The sequence below is a fragment of the Streptomyces sp. NPDC050416 genome (genome assembly GCF_044458845.1).
Lineage (GTDB): Bacteria > Actinomycetota > Actinomycetes > Streptomycetales > Streptomycetaceae > Streptomyces.
The window spans coordinates 528,502-545,414 of the sequence record NZ_JBITII010000002.1 but is presented as its reverse complement, the minus strand read 5'-3'; the positions used below and the strand labels follow the sequence as shown (position 1 = coordinate 545,414).

14 protein-coding genes are annotated in these 16,913 nt (G+C 71.6%); 12 read left to right on the top strand and 2 right to left on the bottom strand.

Annotation, left to right across the window (positions count from 1 at the left end; genetic code table 11):
* The first annotated feature begins 37 nt into the window (after positions 1–37).
* From ACIBL4_RS07525 to ACIBL4_RS07470, 12 genes are all read left to right on the top strand, one after another.
* Entirely contained in the window at positions 38–892 is an 855-nt protein-coding gene (locus ACIBL4_RS07525; RefSeq protein WP_399407435.1) for a bifunctional methylenetetrahydrofolate dehydrogenase/methenyltetrahydrofolate cyclohydrolase, read from the top strand.
* A complete protein-coding gene (locus ACIBL4_RS07520; protein WP_399407433.1) occupies positions 882–1,490 on the top strand; it encodes a DUF3017 domain-containing protein in 609 nt (202 codons plus the stop codon). The genes ACIBL4_RS07525 and ACIBL4_RS07520 overlap by 11 nt, the downstream gene beginning before the upstream one ends.
* Before the next feature lie 367 nt (positions 1,491–1,857).
* Entirely contained in the window at positions 1,858–3,120 is a 1,263-nt protein-coding gene (locus tag ACIBL4_RS07515; RefSeq protein WP_399407431.1) for a DUF2690 domain-containing protein, read from the top strand.
* A 741-nt stretch (positions 3,121–3,861) separates the two neighbouring features.
* Positions 3,862–4,851: a malate dehydrogenase gene (locus ACIBL4_RS07510; protein ID WP_020273344.1), complete on the top strand. Its 990-nt coding sequence runs from the start codon at positions 3,862–3,864 to the stop codon at positions 4,849–4,851.
* Positions 4,852–5,069: 218 nt separating this feature from the next.
* Positions 5,070–6,857, top strand: a complete 1,788-nt coding sequence (locus tag ACIBL4_RS07505; RefSeq protein ID WP_399407428.1) for a hypothetical protein — start codon at positions 5,070–5,072, stop codon at positions 6,855–6,857.
* Positions 6,844–7,200 carry a hypothetical protein gene (locus ACIBL4_RS07500; protein WP_399407426.1) on the top strand — a complete coding sequence of 119 codons (357 nt, stop codon included), beginning with the start codon at positions 6,844–6,846 and terminating at the stop codon, positions 7,198–7,200. The genes ACIBL4_RS07505 and ACIBL4_RS07500 overlap by 14 nt, the downstream gene beginning before the upstream one ends.
* Positions 7,201–7,255: 55 nt before the next feature.
* A complete protein-coding gene (locus tag ACIBL4_RS07495) occupies positions 7,256–8,278 on the top strand; it encodes a hypothetical protein (RefSeq protein ID WP_399407424.1) in 1,023 nt (340 codons plus the stop codon).
* 166 nt (positions 8,279–8,444) lie between these two features.
* Positions 8,445–9,965, top strand: a complete 1,521-nt coding sequence (locus ACIBL4_RS07490) for an aldehyde dehydrogenase family protein (protein WP_399407422.1) — start codon at positions 8,445–8,447, stop codon at positions 9,963–9,965.
* An 80-nt stretch (positions 9,966–10,045) separates the two neighbouring features.
* Positions 10,046–11,575, top strand: a complete 1,530-nt coding sequence (locus ACIBL4_RS07485; protein WP_399407420.1) for a GMC family oxidoreductase — start codon at positions 10,046–10,048, stop codon at positions 11,573–11,575.
* A gap of 32 nt (positions 11,576–11,607) precedes the next feature.
* On the top strand, positions 11,608–12,678 hold the full coding sequence (locus ACIBL4_RS07480; RefSeq protein WP_399407418.1) for a glycine betaine/L-proline ABC transporter ATP-binding protein: 1,071 nt from the start codon (positions 11,608–11,610) through the stop codon (positions 12,676–12,678).
* Positions 12,678–14,627: an ABC transporter permease gene (locus ACIBL4_RS07475; protein WP_399407416.1), complete on the top strand. Its 1,950-nt coding sequence runs from the start codon at positions 12,678–12,680 to the stop codon at positions 14,625–14,627. Before ACIBL4_RS07480 ends, ACIBL4_RS07475 begins: the two co-directional genes overlap by 1 nt.
* Before the next feature lies 1 nt (position 14,628).
* Positions 14,629–15,585 carry an ABC transporter substrate-binding protein gene (locus ACIBL4_RS07470; protein WP_399407414.1) on the top strand — a complete coding sequence of 319 codons (957 nt, stop codon included), beginning with the start codon at positions 14,629–14,631 and terminating at the stop codon, positions 15,583–15,585.
* A gap of 6 nt (positions 15,586–15,591) precedes the next feature.
* Here the strand turns inward: ACIBL4_RS07470 and ACIBL4_RS07465 are convergent, their stop codons facing one another.
* On the bottom strand, positions 15,592–16,311 hold the full coding sequence (locus ACIBL4_RS07465) for an isocitrate lyase/phosphoenolpyruvate mutase family protein (RefSeq protein WP_399407412.1): 720 nt from the start codon (positions 16,309–16,311) through the stop codon (positions 15,592–15,594).
* A gap of 82 nt (positions 16,312–16,393) precedes the next feature.
* The gene (locus ACIBL4_RS07460; protein WP_399407410.1) at positions 16,394–16,912 is read right to left on the bottom strand and encodes a carboxymuconolactone decarboxylase family protein; all 519 of its coding nucleotides are present in this window, start codon (positions 16,910–16,912) and stop codon (positions 16,394–16,396) included.
* Between the last annotated feature and the right edge of the window lies 1 nt (position 16,913).

Below are 16,913 nucleotides of genomic sequence, written 5' to 3'. Positions count from 1 at the left end.
TTGGAACCGCGGGCGGGTCATCCGCGAGGATGGGGGCATGACCGCCCAGATTCTCGATGGCAAGGCCACCGCAGCCGCGATCAAGTCCGACCTGACCGCCCGCCTGGCGGCGCTGAAGGAGAAGGGCGTCACGCCCGGCCTCGGCACGATCCTGGTCGGGGAGGACCCCGGCAGCCAGAAGTACGTCGCCGGCAAGCACCGTGACTGTGCGCAGGTCGGCATCGCCTCCATCCAGCGCGAGCTGCCGGCCACGGCGACGCAGGAGGAGATCGAGGCGGTCGTCCGCGAGCTGAACGAGGACCCGGCCTGCACGGGTTACATCGTGCAACTGCCGCTGCCCAAGGGCATCGACGAGAACCGCATCCTGGAGCTGATGGACCCGGACAAGGACGCGGACGGCCTGCACCCGATGAACCTCGGCCGACTGGTCCTGAACGAGCCGGCCCCCCTGCCTTGCACCCCGAACGGTGTGCTGACCCTCCTGCGTCGCTACGGCGTGGAGATCAAGGGCGCGGAGGTCGTGGTGGTCGGCCGGGGTGTGACCATCGGCCGGTCGATGCCACTGCTCCTGACCCGGCGCAGCGAGAACGCGACCGTGACCCAGTGCCACACCGGCACGCGTGACCTGTCGGCGCACCTCAAGCGGGCGGACATCATCATCGCCGCGGCCGGTTCCGCCCATCTGATCCGCGCCGAGGACGTCAAGCCGGGCGCGGCCGTCCTCGACGTCGGTGTCTCCCGCAGCGCCGAGGGCAAGATCATGGGCGACGTCCACCCCGACGTGGCCGAGGTCGCCGGCTTCATCTCCCCGAACCCCGGCGGAGTCGGCCCGATGACCCGGGCCCAGCTGCTCGTCAACGTGGTCGAGGCGGCGGAGCGCAGTGTCGGCTGAACGGAACGCGGCGAGCGCGGGGAGCGCCTCGGACACCGGGGGGGCGGAGAGTGCCCCGGCCGTCGCGGGCGCGCAGGCCGTGCGCGGTGAGCCTGACGCGCCTGGTGTGGTCGATGGTGACGCCGATGCCATGGTGCGCGACGAGGACGGCGATCTCACCGTGCGGGATCCCGTCAGTGCCCCCGACGCCGAGGGGCGGCCGCGGCGGGTCACCCGGCGGTTTCCGCTGTTCACCAAGGACACCGCGCGGCCCGAGGGCGGTGGCCGGGCCGCGCCCGGGGACGCGTTCGCGCCGGCGCGGCAGTGGCCCGTCCTCGCCGTTCTGGTGCTGGTCGGACTCGGGCTGCTCGTGACCGCGCTCGGGCAGTTCCGGCTCGGGACGCTGCTGATCGGCATCGCCCTGCTGGGCGGTGGCGCGATGCGCTGGCTGCTGCCGGACGTCGGCATGCTCGCCGTCCGCTCCCGGTTCACGGACATCGTCACGTACGGCGTCATGGGACTGGCGATCGTCCTGCTGGCGTTGATGGCGCAGCCGAATCCCTTGCTCCAGATCCCGTTCCTGAAGGACACGCTGCACTTCACGGTCACCAGCGAGTGACACGACGGCGGTCCGTCCTCTCCCCCGAGGAAGGACGGGCCGCCGTCACGGACCACCCTCCTGCACGGCGAACGGCCTGTTCAACGCCTGTCAGTGCGCTGTGGCACGGAAGTGACGGTTCCGGTACGTCCGCCGGGAGATTCGGTATGAAGTGGTGCAAGGGCGGGTTGGGCATGGACAATCGGGACGGTCCAGGGTGTATCGCGCGCGGGTCCTGTGCTTCTGTGCGCCCCCGGTCAGGGAACTGAGATCCTGGGTGGGCGCATCCCTGTGGGTAGCCAGAACGGGGACTCGGCCGAGGCCGCCAACGCGCGGGGCGTACAGCGCGGGAAACAACAGCACGTACCGGGGGGAAGAGGGGGACGCAATGCCTCGTTGGAGGGCCTTGCCGGATGAGCTCGATCCGCAGATCAGGGAGTTCACCAGCCAGCTGCGCAGACTCGTGGACCGCAGCGGTCTGAGCATCGCGTCGGTGGCGGACCGCACGGGCTACAGCAAGACGTCGTGGGAGCGTTATCTGAACGGCCGGCTGCTCGCGCCCAAGGGCGCGATCGTGGCGCTGGCCGAGGTCACCGGGACCAACCCGATGCACCTCACCACCATGTGGGAGCTCGCCGAGCGCGCCTGGAGCCGCTCGGAGATGCGGCACGACATGACGATGGAGGCCATACGGATCTCCCAGGCGCGCGCTGCGCTGGGTGAGTTCGGCGGGCAGGACTTCGGGACTCCGCCGGCCGGTGCCAAGGGTGACGGCAAGACGGCCGCCGCGGGCGGTGGCGGGGCGGGCCGCCGAAGCGGCAGCGCCACGGTGACGCCGGGGATCGCGGGCCCGGCGGGCGTCGCCCCGACCGTGCCGCCGCAGCCGACGGCGCCCGAGGTGCAGGACTCCACCGGCAGCGACGGGACCGGGGGCAACTCGTGGGGAGTGGCCGGGTACCAGGGGCCCTCCCAGGGCCGCGGGCGTACCGCCGGCGCGGGGACCGCGGCCACGGCCGGTCCCGGTCCAGGCACCACCCGGATGCCGGGCGTCGGGCCGGACGCGTACGGCACGCCCCCGCGGGACGCGGTCCCGGCGGGCGCGGGGGGTTCCGGCGGCACGGGCGGCTCCGGTGGGCCCGGGCGCTCCGGAAACTCTGCCGGCAAGCGGCGGACCGCGACGTTCGTCGCGGGTGTCGTGGGCGTGCTCGTGGTGATCGCCGGCGCGTTCTACCTCACCGGTGGCGGTGGCGACGACGAGGCCAAGGGCGGCACGAAGTCGCCCTCGCCGAGCGCCACCACCAACCAGGAGCTGCCGCCCGGCGTGAAGTGCAGCGGCGACAGCTGCACCGGCAAGGACGCGGAGAACATGGGATGCAGTGGTGACCTGGTGACCACGGCCCGGACCGCCACCGTCGGCACGACCGTCGTCGAGGTCCGCTACAGCGAGACCTGCAAGGCGGCCTGGGGCCGTATCACCCAGGCGGCCCAGGGTGACGAGGTCCAGATCAGCGCGGGCAAGACGAAGCAGACCGGCAGCATCACGGCCACCGGCGACGCCATCGCCTACACCCCCATGGTCTCGGTCAAGAACGCCACCGACGCCAAGGCCTGCGCCACCCTGGCCTCCGGCCGGCAGGGCTGCACGGAGTAGGGGGACGACCGACCGCCTGGCACCTGGCGGGGGTGGCTTCCGGCGGCGCGCCTGGCCCCGGCCGGGGCGATCCTGTCGAGGGGCCGGGGCCCGACGGGCGCCTGGCACGCCGAGGTCCCCTTGCCGCCGGCGGGGCGCGGGGCTTCTGACCGCCCGGTGGGCTCCGTGCGCGGCGGGCCACCCGGTGCTCGCCCGGCTTGCGGCCGGAGACCTCGGTGCTGGTGAGTGCCCGGCATGCGGCGGGCGCCTCGCTCCGGGTGGGGCCCAGCACTTGGCGCAGCGCCCGAGGAGGGCTGTCGCCGGCGGGCGTGCCTGGCTTCCGGCCGGGGCCAGGGGCTGGTGGGCGTCGGTGAAACGCGGAGCGCCTCGCGCCGGGGCGGGGCCGTCGCGTCTGGTCGGAGCGGTGGGCACCGGGCGGAGGGCCAGGTGGCAGAAACGGGCGCGGGAGAAATTTCGGTGAGGGTGGCATGCGCGGGGGAACCGGGGGCACGCGAACCGTACCCCCACGGGAGTCCGGCTTGGTCGGTTCCCCCCGGCGGCCGCCTTCGTCCTCCTCTCCCGGACGGGCGGCCGCCTTTTGTTCGGGTGTCGGGTGGTTGTGGGGTGGGCCACACCGACCCGGCCGTGCGGGATCCCGGATGCGCGATAGCCTGACCGCTGGATGGATCTCTTGACGCCAAGAGATCGATCAAACGTCCGGGGCAGGGACGCCCCACCGCCAGCTGTCATACGGAGAACGCCATGACCCGCACTCCCGTGAACGTCACCGTCACCGGCGCGGCCGGCCAGATCGGTTACGCCCTGCTCTTCCGCATCGCCTCCGGTCAGCTGCTCGGCGCGGACGTGCCGGTGAAGCTGCGCCTGCTGGAGATCACGCCCGCCCTGAAGGCGGCGGAGGGCACGGCCATGGAGCTGGACGACTGCGCGTTCCCGCTCCTGCAGGGCATCGACATCACGGACGACCCGAACGTCGCCTTCGACGGCACGAACGTGGGCCTGCTCGTCGGCGCCCGCCCCCGCACCAAGGGCATGGAGCGCGGCGACCTGCTGGAGGCCAACGGCGGCATCTTCAAGCCGCAGGGCAAGGCCATCAACGACCACGCCGCGGACGACGTCAAGGTCCTCGTCGTCGGCAACCCGGCCAACACCAACGCGCTCATCGCCCAGGCCGCCGCGCCGGACGTACCCGCCGAGCGGTTCACGGCCATGACCCGTCTGGACCACAACCGTGCCCTGACCCAGCTCGCGAAGAAGACCGGCTCCACGGTCGCCGACATCAAGCGGCTCACCATCTGGGGCAACCACTCCGCCACTCAGTACCCGGACATCTTCCACGCCACGGTGGCCGGCAAGAACGCCGCCGAGGTCGTCAACGACGAGAAGTGGCTGGCCGAGGACTTCATCCCGACCGTCGCCAAGCGCGGCGCCGCGATCATCGAGGCCCGCGGCGCGTCCTCGGCCGCGTCGGCCGCCAACGCGGCCATCGACCACGTGTACAGCTGGGTCAACGGCACCGCCGACGGCGACTGGGTCTCGATGGGTATTCCGTCGGACGGTTCGTACGGTGTCCCGGAGGGTCTGATCTCCTCCTTCCCGGTCACCTGCAAGGACGGCAAGTACGAGATCGTCCAGGGCCTGGAGATCAATGAGTTCTCCCGCGCCCGGATCGACGCCTCCGTCAAGGAGCTCGAGGAGGAGCGCGAGGCGGTCCGCGGCCTCGGCCTGATCTGAACCTGACCGCAGATCTCCTCATCGATCCCCGGGCCGCCGCGGCGGCCCGGGGATCGATGCGTTCGGGGGGCGATGCGCGGTGAAGACCTTGTGTCCATCGCCGCCACACAGCGAGCCCTCACGGCATACCGCTTCCACGGGCCTCGCCGGTCACTCTATGCTGATGGCTTCTCAACTCAAGGTTGTACAGGGTTCTTTTCGCGCATCGGGGGAGTGGCGTGAGCACCGCATACGTGCCGCAGCAACCGCAGCCGACACACGCCGGCGCACCACCGGCACCGCCGCCCACGCCGCCGCACGCCAGCGAGGCGACCCGGCTGCTGTGCGCGGGCACCTATCTGGACTCCGGGTACCGGGACCGCGTCATCGAGCAGCTGCATCTCAACGAGCAGCGGATCGTGGCCCCCTCGCTCGGCTTCGACGCGGCCCGCGTCCTCGCCCACGCCCTGCGGGCCCGGCGCCACGAGCTGTTGTGGGCCGGGGCGATCCTCGGCCTGTGGATCATCGGCGCGGCGCTGACCGGGGGTCTGCTGGCCATCTTCCTGGGCCCCAGCCTCTTCCTCGCGATCGCGTCCTGGGTCAGGGGCAACGCCGACCGGCCGCCCCTGTACCGCAGGGTGCCGGCCTTCCTGTTCCGCTGGTGGGGCCGCATCGGCTTCGCCTGGCTGCTGGTCGCCACGGTGATCACGGCCTTCGGCGGCAACGACGACGGCTCCTCGTACGGATCGTCGTACGACTCGTACGACTCGTTCGACTCCTCCGGCGCGTACGGCGCCGGCACACCGGACCTGTCCGATGTGCTGGTCCCCACCTCCAGCGAGCTGGGTGAGCTGTTCGAGCCCTGGCAGGCCTGGCTCGCCCTGGTCATGTTCGTGCTCATCGCGCTGTGCACGGCCGCGCAGCGCGGGCAGTTCGCCCGGGTGCTGGCCGCCGAACTGTCCCCGCAGCGCTTCCCGGACGCCGCCGGTGACCCCGCGGAGCAGGACGAGGGACAGCGGTTCCAGCGACTGAAGGACCGCATTCGGCTGGAACAGCACGCCCCGCTGATCATGTACCACGAGGCGCGTCCGTTCTGCGGGGCCGGTGCGGCCTACGAGACCTGGGTCCTCGCCGTCGAGTTGCGGCCCGACGGCATGAAGAAGCAGCAGCCGATCAGCAACCGGACGGTGCTGGAGAGGGTCCGGCCGCTGCTCGAGCAGCTGCGGCTGCCCTCCGAGTACGCCGGCCTGTCGGTGCGTGACCGGCTGCGCTGGCTGGAGATCGACGAGTGCGTGTTCCTGCCCGCGGAGGGGCTGCGGCGGCGCGAGGAGGCGCCGTACCACCCGCAGGCCTTCGAGGAGCACCGGGCGCGCGCGGTCGAGGAGGGCGCCGAGAAGCGGCGCCACTTCCTGCGCATCCGCGTGGGCGGCTGGGAGGAGGAGCTGGTCGTCACCGTCTTCGTGCGCATCCACACCCAGGGCGGCATGCTCATGCTCGAGATCGCCCCGCATGTGCTGCTGCCGGTGCGCGAGGACTTCAAGGACGCCGACCGCACGGCCCACCGCTTCCGCCACAACAACGTGTTCGGCAAGGCGGCCTGGGCCGTCGCCCGGGTGCCCGGCTCGGTGGCCCGCTCCCTGGTCGCCCTCGGCAAGGGCGTGCTGTACGCGTGGCGGCTGCTGACCGGCGGCTACGCGGAGGCGTTGCCCGACGGCCCCGCCCTGTCGGTGCGGGAACTGGGCTCGGTGCGGGGCGGGTCCCTCTTCCAGGAGATGGACGTCCAGCGCTACCTCAAGAGCATCCAGGACCGCGTCGCGAACGGGGTGAAGGCCGCGATCGCCGACGCCGGTTACCAGACCGGCGAGTTCGTCCAGAAGATCGTCAACATCAGCAGCGGCGGTGTGAACATCGAGGGCGGTGTCGAGGGCAGCACCTTCGCCGTCGGCAGCCACGCCTCCGCCTCCTCCACCACCACGTCCGGCGGCACCGCGCCGCAGAAGGGGTCCGACACCGATGGCAACGAATGAGCCCAGCGTCAGCATCGGCGGCAACGTCGAGCGCAGCACCTTCGCCATCGGCAGCCACGCGCACGCCGAGAGCCACCACGGCACCCCGGCCCCGCGCGACGAGGCCGCCGAGGAGCTGCTGAAGGCCGTACGGGAACTGCGGGCCGACCTGACCCGGGTGCGGCAGAGCGAGGAGGCCGCGCAGCTGGACACCGCCCTGGCGGAGACCGAGGACGAGATCAGCCGAACCGGCAGGGCTGGTGAGGGCCGCCTCCAGCGGTTGCGGGACGTGCTCGGGGACGCCCAGACCGTCCTGACGCTGTTCGCGTCGGCCGGGACGGTGGCCGGGCTGCTGGGGATGTGACGTCCGGGGGCGTGGCGCATGGAGACAGGGCGCCCGACGAGGTGAGAGGAACCTTATGAGCGGGGGACAGCGGTACTGGAACGAGGAGACGCAGCGCTGGGAGGACGGCACGGAAGGGGCGGCTCAGGTCACCCCGCCGCCCCCGCCGCGCCCGGACTTCACGCCCCTTGCACCGCACACGGCTGATCAGCCCGAAAACGGCGCCTGGTCCACGTCCGAGCTGCCGCAGGATCCGCCGTCCGGCGGCTCCTGGTCCACGTCCGAGCTGCCCCAGGATCCGCCGTCCGGCGGCGCCTGGCCGCCCGCGGACCCGACGGCACCCCCACCGGCGGCCGTCACACGCGGACACAGCCGCCGGCTCGTGTGGTCCGTGCTGGGCGGCGCCGCCGCGGTCGGAGTCGCCGTGGCGCTGGTGCTGACCCTGCCGGCCGGCGGCGACGGCACGGACGACCGCGACGACAAGGCGGCGAGCGCGTCCCCGACCACCGGCAGCTCGACATCCACCACCGAGGGGCCCGAGCCGACCACCGAGGAGACGGCCTCGCCGTCCGACCCGGCCACCGAACTCCCCGCCGACTACGAGCTCTACGAGGACGCCGAGGGCTTCACCATCGCCCGGCCCGTGGGCTGGACGCGGAAAGCGGTGGCCTCCCAGCACGGCATGGACGTGGTCAACTACCGCAGCTCCGACGGCGAACGGCGACTGCAGGTGTTCGAGGTGGCGGAAGCTTCCCCCGACGAGTCCTTCGAGTTGTTCCTCTCCGATAAAACCCCCAAGGCCGAGGGTTTCCGGAAGCTCGACCTGAACCACATGAACGACGGCGGGTTCACCGCCGCCCGGCTCGAATACCTCGCCGACTCCATCGGCGGCGAGCCCGAGGTCGGCACCTGGCACATCCTCGACGAACGCTTCGTGGCCCCGGACGGCAAGGTGTACGCCATCGCCGCCTACGGCCCCGACGCGGACGGCCGCGACGACGAAGAACAGCTGCTCGACATTGCGCTCGCCCACTTCTGCCCGCCGAACACGACCTGCGGGACGGGGACGGGGACGGGGACGGACGCCGTCCTGGGCTGAACCTGTGAGATACGTCCAGGTTTGTCCACATCTTCAGTGATGCAGCGCACTTTCAGCCATGGATTGCGCATGCAACCGGGCGCCCCGGGCAGGCGAACTCGGTCTCCTGCGTGACACATCTGTGACACGGGGGCGCTGAACAGGAACGGAAGGGCAAACACCGATCATGGCGGAAAGTACCGAACTTCAGGCGCGTAAAACCATCCACGCGGGAGGGGAATGGCGTGCGGCCGTCTCCGGCGCCACGCGCGAGATCCTCGACCCCGCGGACGCCCTGCCGTTCGCCGTGGTCGCGGAGGGTGACGAGAAGGACACCGATCTGGCGATCGCCGCCGCCCGGCGCGCCTTCGACGAGGGGGAGTGGCCGCGGACGCCCGTCGGGGAGCGGGCCGCGCTGCTGCGGCGGGTCGCCGACCTGCTCGTGCGCGACCGCGAGCAGCTCGGGCTGCTGGAGAGCCGCGACGCCGGCAAGACCGTCGAGGAAGGGCGCGTCGACATCGACTGCGTCGCCGACGCCTTCCGGTACTTCGCCGACCTGGTCGCCGGCGAGTCGCCCGGCCGGGTCGTGGACGCCGGCTCGCCCGACATCCACAGCGTCGTCGTGCACGAGCCCATCGGCGTCTGCTCGATGATCACGCCCTGGAACTACCCGCTGCTCCAGGCCAGCTGGAAGATCGCCCCGGCCCTGGCCGCCGGCAACACCTTCGTCGTCAAGCCGAGCGAGATCACCCCGATGACGACCATCGCGCTGATCGAGCTGCTCGTCGAGGCCGGCCTGCCCGCCGGGGTCGCCAACATCGTCACCGGGCCGGGCCATTCGGTCGGCGCCCGGCTCTCCGAGCACCCCGACGTCGACCTGGTCTCCTTCACCGGCGGCCTGATCAGCGGCACCAAGGTGGCCCAGGCCGCCGCGCCGACCGTGAAGAAGGTCGCCCTCGAACTCGGCGGCAAGAACCCCAACGTGGTCTTCGCCGACGCCTGTGCCACCGACGAGGACTTCGACACCGCCGTCGACCAGGCCCTCAACGCCGCCTTCATCCACAGCGGCCAGGTCTGCTCGGCCGGCGCCCGCCTCATCATCGAGGAGTCCGTGCGGGATCGTTTCATCACCGAACTCGCCCGCAGGGCCGAGAAGATCCGCCTCGGCCGCGGCACCGAGGACGGCGTCGAGTGCGGCCCGCTGGTCTCCGAGCAGCAGCGCGCCAAGGTCGAGATGTACGTCGAGTCCGCCCTGAAGGAGGGCGCGGTGCTGCGCTCCGGCGGCAAGCGCCCCGAGCCGTCCCCCGAGCGCCCGGAGAGCGGCTACTTCTACGAGCCGACCGTCCTCGACCACTGCCACCGTGAGATGCGCGTCGTACGGGAGGAGGTCTTCGGGCCGGTCCTCACCGTCGAGACCTTCCGTACCGAGGACGAGGCCGTCGCCCTCGCCAACGACACCGAGTACGGCCTCGCGGGCGGCGTCTGGACCACCGACGCGGGCCGCGCCCGGCGCGTGGCCGGCCGGCTGCGGCACGGCACGATCTGGATCAACGACTTCCACCCCTACCTGCCGCAGGCGGAATGGGGCGGTTTCGGCAAGAGCGGAGTGGGCCGCGAACTCGGCCCGGCCGGCCTCGCCGAGTACCGCGAGACCAAGCACGTCTACCAGAACCTCGCGCCGAAGCCGGTGCGCTGGTTCGCGGGCTGACCTCCCCGCCCAGGGCCCTCCTCCCTCCGAGCCCGATCCCTTCGTCCCCTCTGGTTCATCCCCTCTGGAGCAAGCACGCCATGTCCCACAACCATGAGTACGACTATGTCGTGATAGGCGGCGGAACAGCCGGTTCCGTCATTGCCTCCCGCCTGACGGAGAACCCCGACGTCTCCGTCGCCGTCATCGAGGGCGGCCCCAGCGACGTCGGCCGCGACGACGTGCTGACCCTGCGCCGCTGGATGGGCCTGCTGGGCGGCGAACTCGACTACGACTACCCCACCACCGAGCAGCCACGCGGAAACTCGCACATCCGGCACAGCCGGGCCCGGGTCCTCGGCGGCTGCTCCTCGCACAACACACTGATCGCGTTCAAGCCGCTGCCCGCCGACTGGGACGAGTGGGAGGCCGCCGGCGCCAAGGGCTGGGGCGCGGTGCAGATGGAGGCGTACTTCGCGCGCCTGCTCAACAACATCGTCCCGGTCGACGAGCAGGACCGGAACGCCATCGCCCGCGACTTCGTCGACGCCGCCCAGGAGGCGCTCGGCGTCCCGCGCGTCGAGGGCTTCAACCAGAAGCCGTTCACCGAGGGCGTCGGCTTCTTCGACCTCGCCTACCACCCCGAGAACAACAAGCGGTCCTCGGCGTCGGTGGCGTATCTGCACCCGGTGATGGACGAGCGCCCCAACCTGACGATCCTGCTGGAGACCTGGGCGTACAAGCTGGAGCTGGAGGGCAACCGCGCCACGGGCGTGCACGTGCGCACCAAGGACGGCGAGGAGATCCTCGTCAAGGCCCGGGGCGAGGTCCTGCTGTGCGCCGGCGCCGTCGACTCGCCCCGGCTGCTGATGCACTCCGGCATCGGCCCGAAGGCGGATCTGGAGAAGCTCGGCATCCCCGTCGCGCACGACCTGCCGGGCGTCGGCGAGAACCTGCTCGACCACCCCGAGTCGGTCATCGTCTGGGAGACCAACGGCCCCATCCCGGAGAACTCGGCGATGGACTCGGACGCGGGCCTGTTCGTGCGCCGCGACCCCGAACTGCCGCACCCCGACCTGATGTTCCACTTCTATCAGATCCCGTTCACGGACAACCCGGAGCGACTGGGCTACCAGCGGCCGGAGTTCGGCGTCTCGATGACCCCGAACATCCCCAAGCCCAAGAGCCGCGGCCGGCTGTACCTCACCAGCGCCGACCCCGAGGTCAAGCCCGCCCTGGACTTCCGCTACTTCACCGACGAGGACGACTACGACGGCCGCACCCTCGTCGACGGCATCAAGATCGCCCGCGAGATCGCCAAGACCGAACCGCTGGCCGGCTGGCTCAAGCGCGAGGTGGCCCCCGGCCCGGACGTCACCGGTGACGAGGAGCTCGGCGAGTACGCCCGCAAGGTCGCCCACACCGTCTACCACCCCGCCGGCACCTGCAAGATGGGCGCCGCCGACGACCAACTGGCCGTCGTCGACCCCGAGCTGCGCATCCGCGGCCTGGAGGGCATCCGCATCGCCGATGCCTCCGTGTTCCCCACCATGACCACCGTCAACCCGATGATCGGCGTGCTCATGGTCGGGGAGAAGGCCGCCGAGCTGATCGGTGGTGGTGCCAAGTGACCGCGACCCTCGAACCCCCCACGGAGCAGACCATGGACACGACCCCCGTCTTTTCGGTGGAGGGCCTGTGGAAGGTGTTCGGCCCCAAGGCCGACCGCGTTCCGGGCGACCCCGAGCTCACCGCCCTCGACCCCGCCGAGCTGCGCGCCCGCACCGGCTGCACGGCCGCCGTCCGGGACGTCAGCTTCGACGTGCGCAAGGGTGAGGTCTTCGTCGTCATGGGCCTGTCCGGCTCCGGCAAGTCCACGCTGGTGCGCTGTCTGACCCGGCTGATCGAGCCGACCACCGGCACCATCGCCATCGACGGCGAGGACGTCCGCGCCATGGACCGCTCCCGGCTGCGCGAACTGCGCCGCCACCGCGCCGCCATGGTCTTCCAGCACTTCGGCCTGCTGCCGCACCGCACGGTCCTCGACAACGTCGCCTACGGCCTGGAGATCCAGGGCATGGGCAAGGCCGAGCGGCGTGAGCGGGCCGCCGAGGTCGTCGCCAAGGTCGGCCTGGAGGGCATGGAGCAGCGCCGCCCAGGCCAGCTCTCCGGCGGCCAGCGGCAGCGCGTCGGCCTCGCCCGCGCCCTCGCCGTCGACCCCGAAGTCCTGCTGTTCGACGAGCCGTTCAGCGCGCTCGACCCCCTCATCCGGCGTGAGATGCAGGAAGAGGTGGTCCGGCTGCATCACGAGGAGGGCCGCACGATGGTCTTCATCACCCACGACCTCCAGGAGGCCCTGAAGCTGGGCGACCGCATCGCCCTGATGCGCGACGGGCAGGTCGTGCAGCTCGGCACGCCCGAGGAGATCGTCGGCTCGCCCGCCGACGACTACGTTCGCGAGTTCGTCCGGGACGTCCCGCGTGAGCAGGTCATGACGGTCCGTACGGCCATGCGCCGCCCTTCCGCGGACCAGGACGGCAGCGGGCCGGCGGTCCGGCCGGAGGCGACGGTCTCCGAGGCGATCGAGGCGGTCGCCCGCGCCGGTGCACCGGCCCGGGTCATGGACAAGGGCCGCTGCGTGGGCGTGGTCGACTCCGACACCCTGCTCGGCGTCGTCGCCGGCACGGAGCAGCCCGCCCCGCCGGGGACCGAGCAGTCCAAGGAGGCGGTGTGATGGCGACGATCACCGCATCCCCGCCGCGTATCGGCCTGCCCGGCGTCCTCAAGCGCCCGGCTGTCCGCAAGCTTCTCTTCCTGGCCCTCGCGGCCGCGATCCTCGTCCCGCTGGCGGACGCCCGCTGGGCGAGCGGCACCTGGCCGAGCGCCCTGACCGTCGACTTCTCCGAGCCGCTCGCCAAGGCCAGCGACTGGATCATCGACAACCGCGACAGCCACCCGCTGTTCCTGTACTTCCTCGGCCACGTCAGCAACGTCGTCGTCATCGCCGTACGGGCCGTCTACCTCACCCTCCTCGCCATCGGCTGGGCGGGCGTCACGGCCCTGGGCGCGCTGGTCGCCTGGCGCGTCGCGGGCATCCGGCTCGCCCTCGGCACGGGCACCGCGTTCCTGGCCTGCGGCCTGCTCGGCATGTGGGTGCCGACCATGCAGACGCTCGCCCTGATGGTCGTCGCGGTCGTCGCGTCCGTCGTGGTGGGCCTGCTGCTCGGGCTCGCCGCCGGGCTGTCCGACCGGATGGACCGCGTCCTGCGCCCTGTCCTGGACACCATGCAGGTCCTCCCGGCCTTCGCCTACCTGCTGCCGGTCGTGCTGATCTTCGGTATCGGCGTCCCGGCGGCCGTCCTGGCCACCGTCATCTACGCCGCCCCGCCCATGGCCCGGCTGACCTCGCTCGGGCTGCGCGGCGCCGACAAGGAGGTGCTGGAGGCCGTCCAGTCACTCGGCTCCACGGCACGCCAGCGGCTGCTGACCGCCCGTCTCCCGCTGGCCCGCAAGGAACTCCTCCTCGGCGTCAACCAGACGATCATGATGGCGCTGTCCATGGCCGTCATCGCGGCCGTCATCGGCGCGGGCGGTCTCGGTGACCGCGTCTACCAGGCGCTGGCCTCGGTCGACGTGGGCGCCGCGCTCGCCGCCGGCATCCCGATCGTGCTGCTGGCCGTCGTCCTGGACCGCGTCACGGGCGCGGCGGGGGAGCGGCTCGGCGCCGAACCGGAGCCCCGGCGCGGGCTCGGCTGGCTCCTCGCCCTGGCCGGTGTCGTCGCCGTGGCGGTCGCCGGGCGTCTCGCGGGCCGGCTCGACTGGCCCGACTCCTGGGTCGTCGGCATCGCCGAGCCCGTCAACCGCGTGGTCGACTGGATGACCGCGCACCTCTACTCGGGCGTCCCCGTGATCGGCGGCACCGCCGACTGGGCCGGCCACTTCACCACCTGGGTCCTCGACCCGATGCGAGACGGCCTGCAGGGGCTGCCCTGGTGGTCGGTCCTGCTGATCGTCGCCGCCCTGGCCTGGGTGATCGGCACCTGGCGCACCGCGCTGACCGCCGTCCTCGCCATGGCCGCGATCGGCGGGCTCGGCGTCTGGAAGCCGTCCCTCGACACCCTGTCGCAGGTCCTGGCGGCCGTCGCCGTCACCCTCGTCGTGGGCTTCGCCACCGGCATCGCGGCGGCCCGCAGCGACCGCCTGGAGCGCCTGCTGCGCCCGGTCCTGGACGTCTTCCAGACGATGCCGCAGTTCGTCTACCTGATCCCGGTCGTCGCCCTGTTCGGCGTCGGCCGCGCCCCGGCCGTCGCCGCCGCGATCGTGTACGCGCTCCCGGCCGTCGTCCGCATCACCACCCAGGGCCTGCGCCAGGTCGACGCGGCCGCCCTGGAGGCCTCCGGCTCGCTCGGCGCGACCAGCTGGCAGCAGCTGAAGCAGGTCCAGCTCCCGCTGGCCCGCCCGGCCCTGCTGCTCGCCGTCAACCAGGGCCTCGTCCTGGTCCTCGCCGTCGTCGTCATCGGCGGCCTGGTCGGCGGTGGCGCACTCGGCTACGACGTCGTCTTCGGCCTCGCCCAGGGCGACCTGGCGACCGGTCTGGTGGCCGGCGCGGCGATCGTCTGCCTCGGCCTGATGCTCGACCGGGTGACCCAGCCCACCGAACGCCGCGCGAAGAAGGGAGCGTGACATGCGATTCCGTACCTCCGCCGCGGTCGCCGCGGTGAGCTCCCTGGCGCTGCTCACCGGCTGCGGTGCCGCCGACATGACCAAGCAGGCCTCGCCCTTCGCCAACGCACAGGGCGCCAAGACCGTGACCATGTCCGTGCAGTCCTGGGTGGGCGCCCAGGCCAACGTGGCCGTCGCCCAGTACATCCTGGAGCACGAGCTCGGCTACCGCGTCGACACCGTCCAGGTCGACGAGGTGCCCGCCTGGGACGCCCTCAGCCAGGGCCGCGTCGACGCGATCCTGGAGGACTGGGGCCACCCCGAGCAGGAGCAGCGGTACGTCAAGGACAAGAAGACGATCACCCCCGGCGGTGAGCTCGGCGTCACCGGCCACATCGGCTGGTTCGTCCCGACGTATCTCGCCAAGCAGCACCCGGACATCACCAACTGGAAGAACCTCAACAAGTACTCCCACCTGTTCCGCACCCCGGAGAGCGGCGACAAGGGCCAGCTGATGGACGGTTCGCCGTCCTACGTCACCAACGACAAGGCGCTGGTGAAGAACCTGAAGCTGGACTACCAGGTGGTGTTCGCCGGGTCCGAGGCCGCGCAGATCACCCAGATGCGGCAGTTCGCCAAGGAGAAGAAGCCCTTCCTCACCTACTGGTACTCGCCGCAGTGGCTCTTCAAGAAGGTCCCGATGACCGAGGTGAAGCTGCCGCCGTACAAGGAGGGCTGCGACGCCGACCCGGAGAAGGTCGCCTGCGCCTATCCGCACACGCCGCTGCAGAAGTACCTGAACTCGGGCTTCGCGAAGAACGGCGGCAAGGCGGCGGCCTTCATGAAGAAGTTCAAGTGGACGACCGAGGACCAGAACGAGGTCTCCCTGATGATCGCCGACAAGAAGATGACGCCGGAGGACGCGGCGAAGAAGTGGGTGGACAGCCACAAATCCACATGGAAGAAGTGGCTGTCCTGAGCACTCCTACGGTCGCAGCCCGGCGGCGATCTCCCGCAGCGCGCGGGCGGCCCGCCGCTGGAGCCCCGGCCCGAAGGTGATCCGGGTGGCCCCTAGCGCGCCGAGTTCGGCGGGCGAGGGGCCACCCTCGGTCGGGGCACCCACGTTGATCGGCCCCTGGATGCCGGCCCGCAGCAGCGGCAGCACCTCCGGCGGGGCCCCGATGGGATAGACGCAGTCGGCGCCCGCGGCGACGTACAACCCGGCCCGTTCTACGGCCTGTTCGGGGTCGGCGACCCCGCGGGCGAAGGTGTCCACGCGCGCGTTGACGAAGAGCCGGTCGCCGGCCGCCTCCCGTACCTCGGCCAGCCAGTCGGCGTGCGCACGGGGATCCTTGAGCACCCTGCCCTCGGAGTCCTCCAGGTTGCAGCCCACCGCCCCCGCCTCCAGCAGCCGCTCCACGAGCTCCTTCGGCGCGAGCCCGTACCCGCCCTCCACGTCCGCCGACACCGGCACGTCGACGGCCCGGACGATCCGGGCGACGGCCGCGAACATCTCGTCGGCGGGGACCTGCCCGTCCTCGTAGCCGAGGCAGGCGGCGACCCCGGCACTGGGCGTGGCGAGCGCCGGGAACCCGGCCTCGGCGAACACCCGGGCACTGGCCGCGTCCCAGGGGCCGGGCAGGACGAGGGGATCGCCGGGCGCGCGGTGGTGGTGCAGTTCGCGGAACATCTCGGCCTTGTTCATGGCGTGTCACCGTTCCTGAAGGCTGAGCAGGAGTGAGCCTGATCAGCGCCGACCGCAGGGTCCGGCAGCCGTGTCCGAGCCGTCACTTGTACTGCCCCGGCTGGTAGTGCCCCGGCGTCATCCGGCAGGTCACCCCGAACCGGTTCCAGGCGTTGATCGTCGTGATCGCGGCGATCAGCTGCGCCAGCTCGGCCTCCTCGAAGTGCTTCGCGGCGTTCTCGTACACCTCGTCCGGCACGAAACCGTCCGTCAGGACCGTCACGGCCTCCGTCAGCTCCAGGGCCGCGAGCTCCTTCGGGGTGTAGAAGTGCCGCGACTCGTCCCAGGCGCTGAGCTGGAGGATCCGCTCGACGCTCTCGCCCGCCGCGAGGGTGTCCTTGGTGTGCATGTCGATGCAGAAGGCGCAGCGGTTGATCTGGGAGGCGCGGATCTTCACCAGCTCGTAGAGCTTGTGGTCGAGGCCCTGCCGGGCGGCGATCTCCAGCCGGACCATCGCCTTGTAGACCTCGGGCGCGTGCTTGGCCCAGTCCAGGCGGGCGGGCTGCTCGGGGGCGTACTCCACGGTCGTCGTGTCGGTCGTGTCATCGCTGTGCGTCGTCATG

Coding starts and splice junctions, on each gene's coding strand:
- ACIBL4_RS07510 (WP_020273344.1), top strand. CDS start 3,862: ATGACCCGCACTCCCGTGAACGTCACCGTCACCGGCGCGGCCGGCCAG.
- ACIBL4_RS07485 (WP_399407420.1), top strand. CDS start 10,046: ATGTCCCACAACCATGAGTACGACTATGTCGTGATAGGCGGCGGAACA.
- ACIBL4_RS07465 (WP_399407412.1), bottom strand. CDS start 16,311: ATGAACAAGGCCGAGATGTTCCGCGAACTGCACCACCACCGCGCGCCC.
- ACIBL4_RS07470 (WP_399407414.1), top strand. CDS start 14,629: ATGCGATTCCGTACCTCCGCCGCGGTCGCCGCGGTGAGCTCCCTGGCG.
- ACIBL4_RS07460 (WP_399407410.1), bottom strand. CDS start 16,912: ATGACGACGCACAGCGATGACACGACCGACACGACGACCGTGGAGTAC.
- ACIBL4_RS07525 (WP_399407435.1), top strand. CDS start 38: ATGACCGCCCAGATTCTCGATGGCAAGGCCACCGCAGCCGCGATCAAG.
- ACIBL4_RS07490 (WP_399407422.1), top strand. CDS start 8,445: ATGGCGGAAAGTACCGAACTTCAGGCGCGTAAAACCATCCACGCGGGA.
- ACIBL4_RS07495 (WP_399407424.1), top strand. CDS start 7,256: ATGAGCGGGGGACAGCGGTACTGGAACGAGGAGACGCAGCGCTGGGAG.
- ACIBL4_RS07475 (WP_399407416.1), top strand. CDS start 12,678: ATGGCGACGATCACCGCATCCCCGCCGCGTATCGGCCTGCCCGGCGTC.
- ACIBL4_RS07515 (WP_399407431.1), top strand. CDS start 1,858: ATGCCTCGTTGGAGGGCCTTGCCGGATGAGCTCGATCCGCAGATCAGG.
- ACIBL4_RS07500 (WP_399407426.1), top strand. CDS start 6,844: ATGGCAACGAATGAGCCCAGCGTCAGCATCGGCGGCAACGTCGAGCGC.
- ACIBL4_RS07480 (WP_399407418.1), top strand. CDS start 11,608: ATGGACACGACCCCCGTCTTTTCGGTGGAGGGCCTGTGGAAGGTGTTC.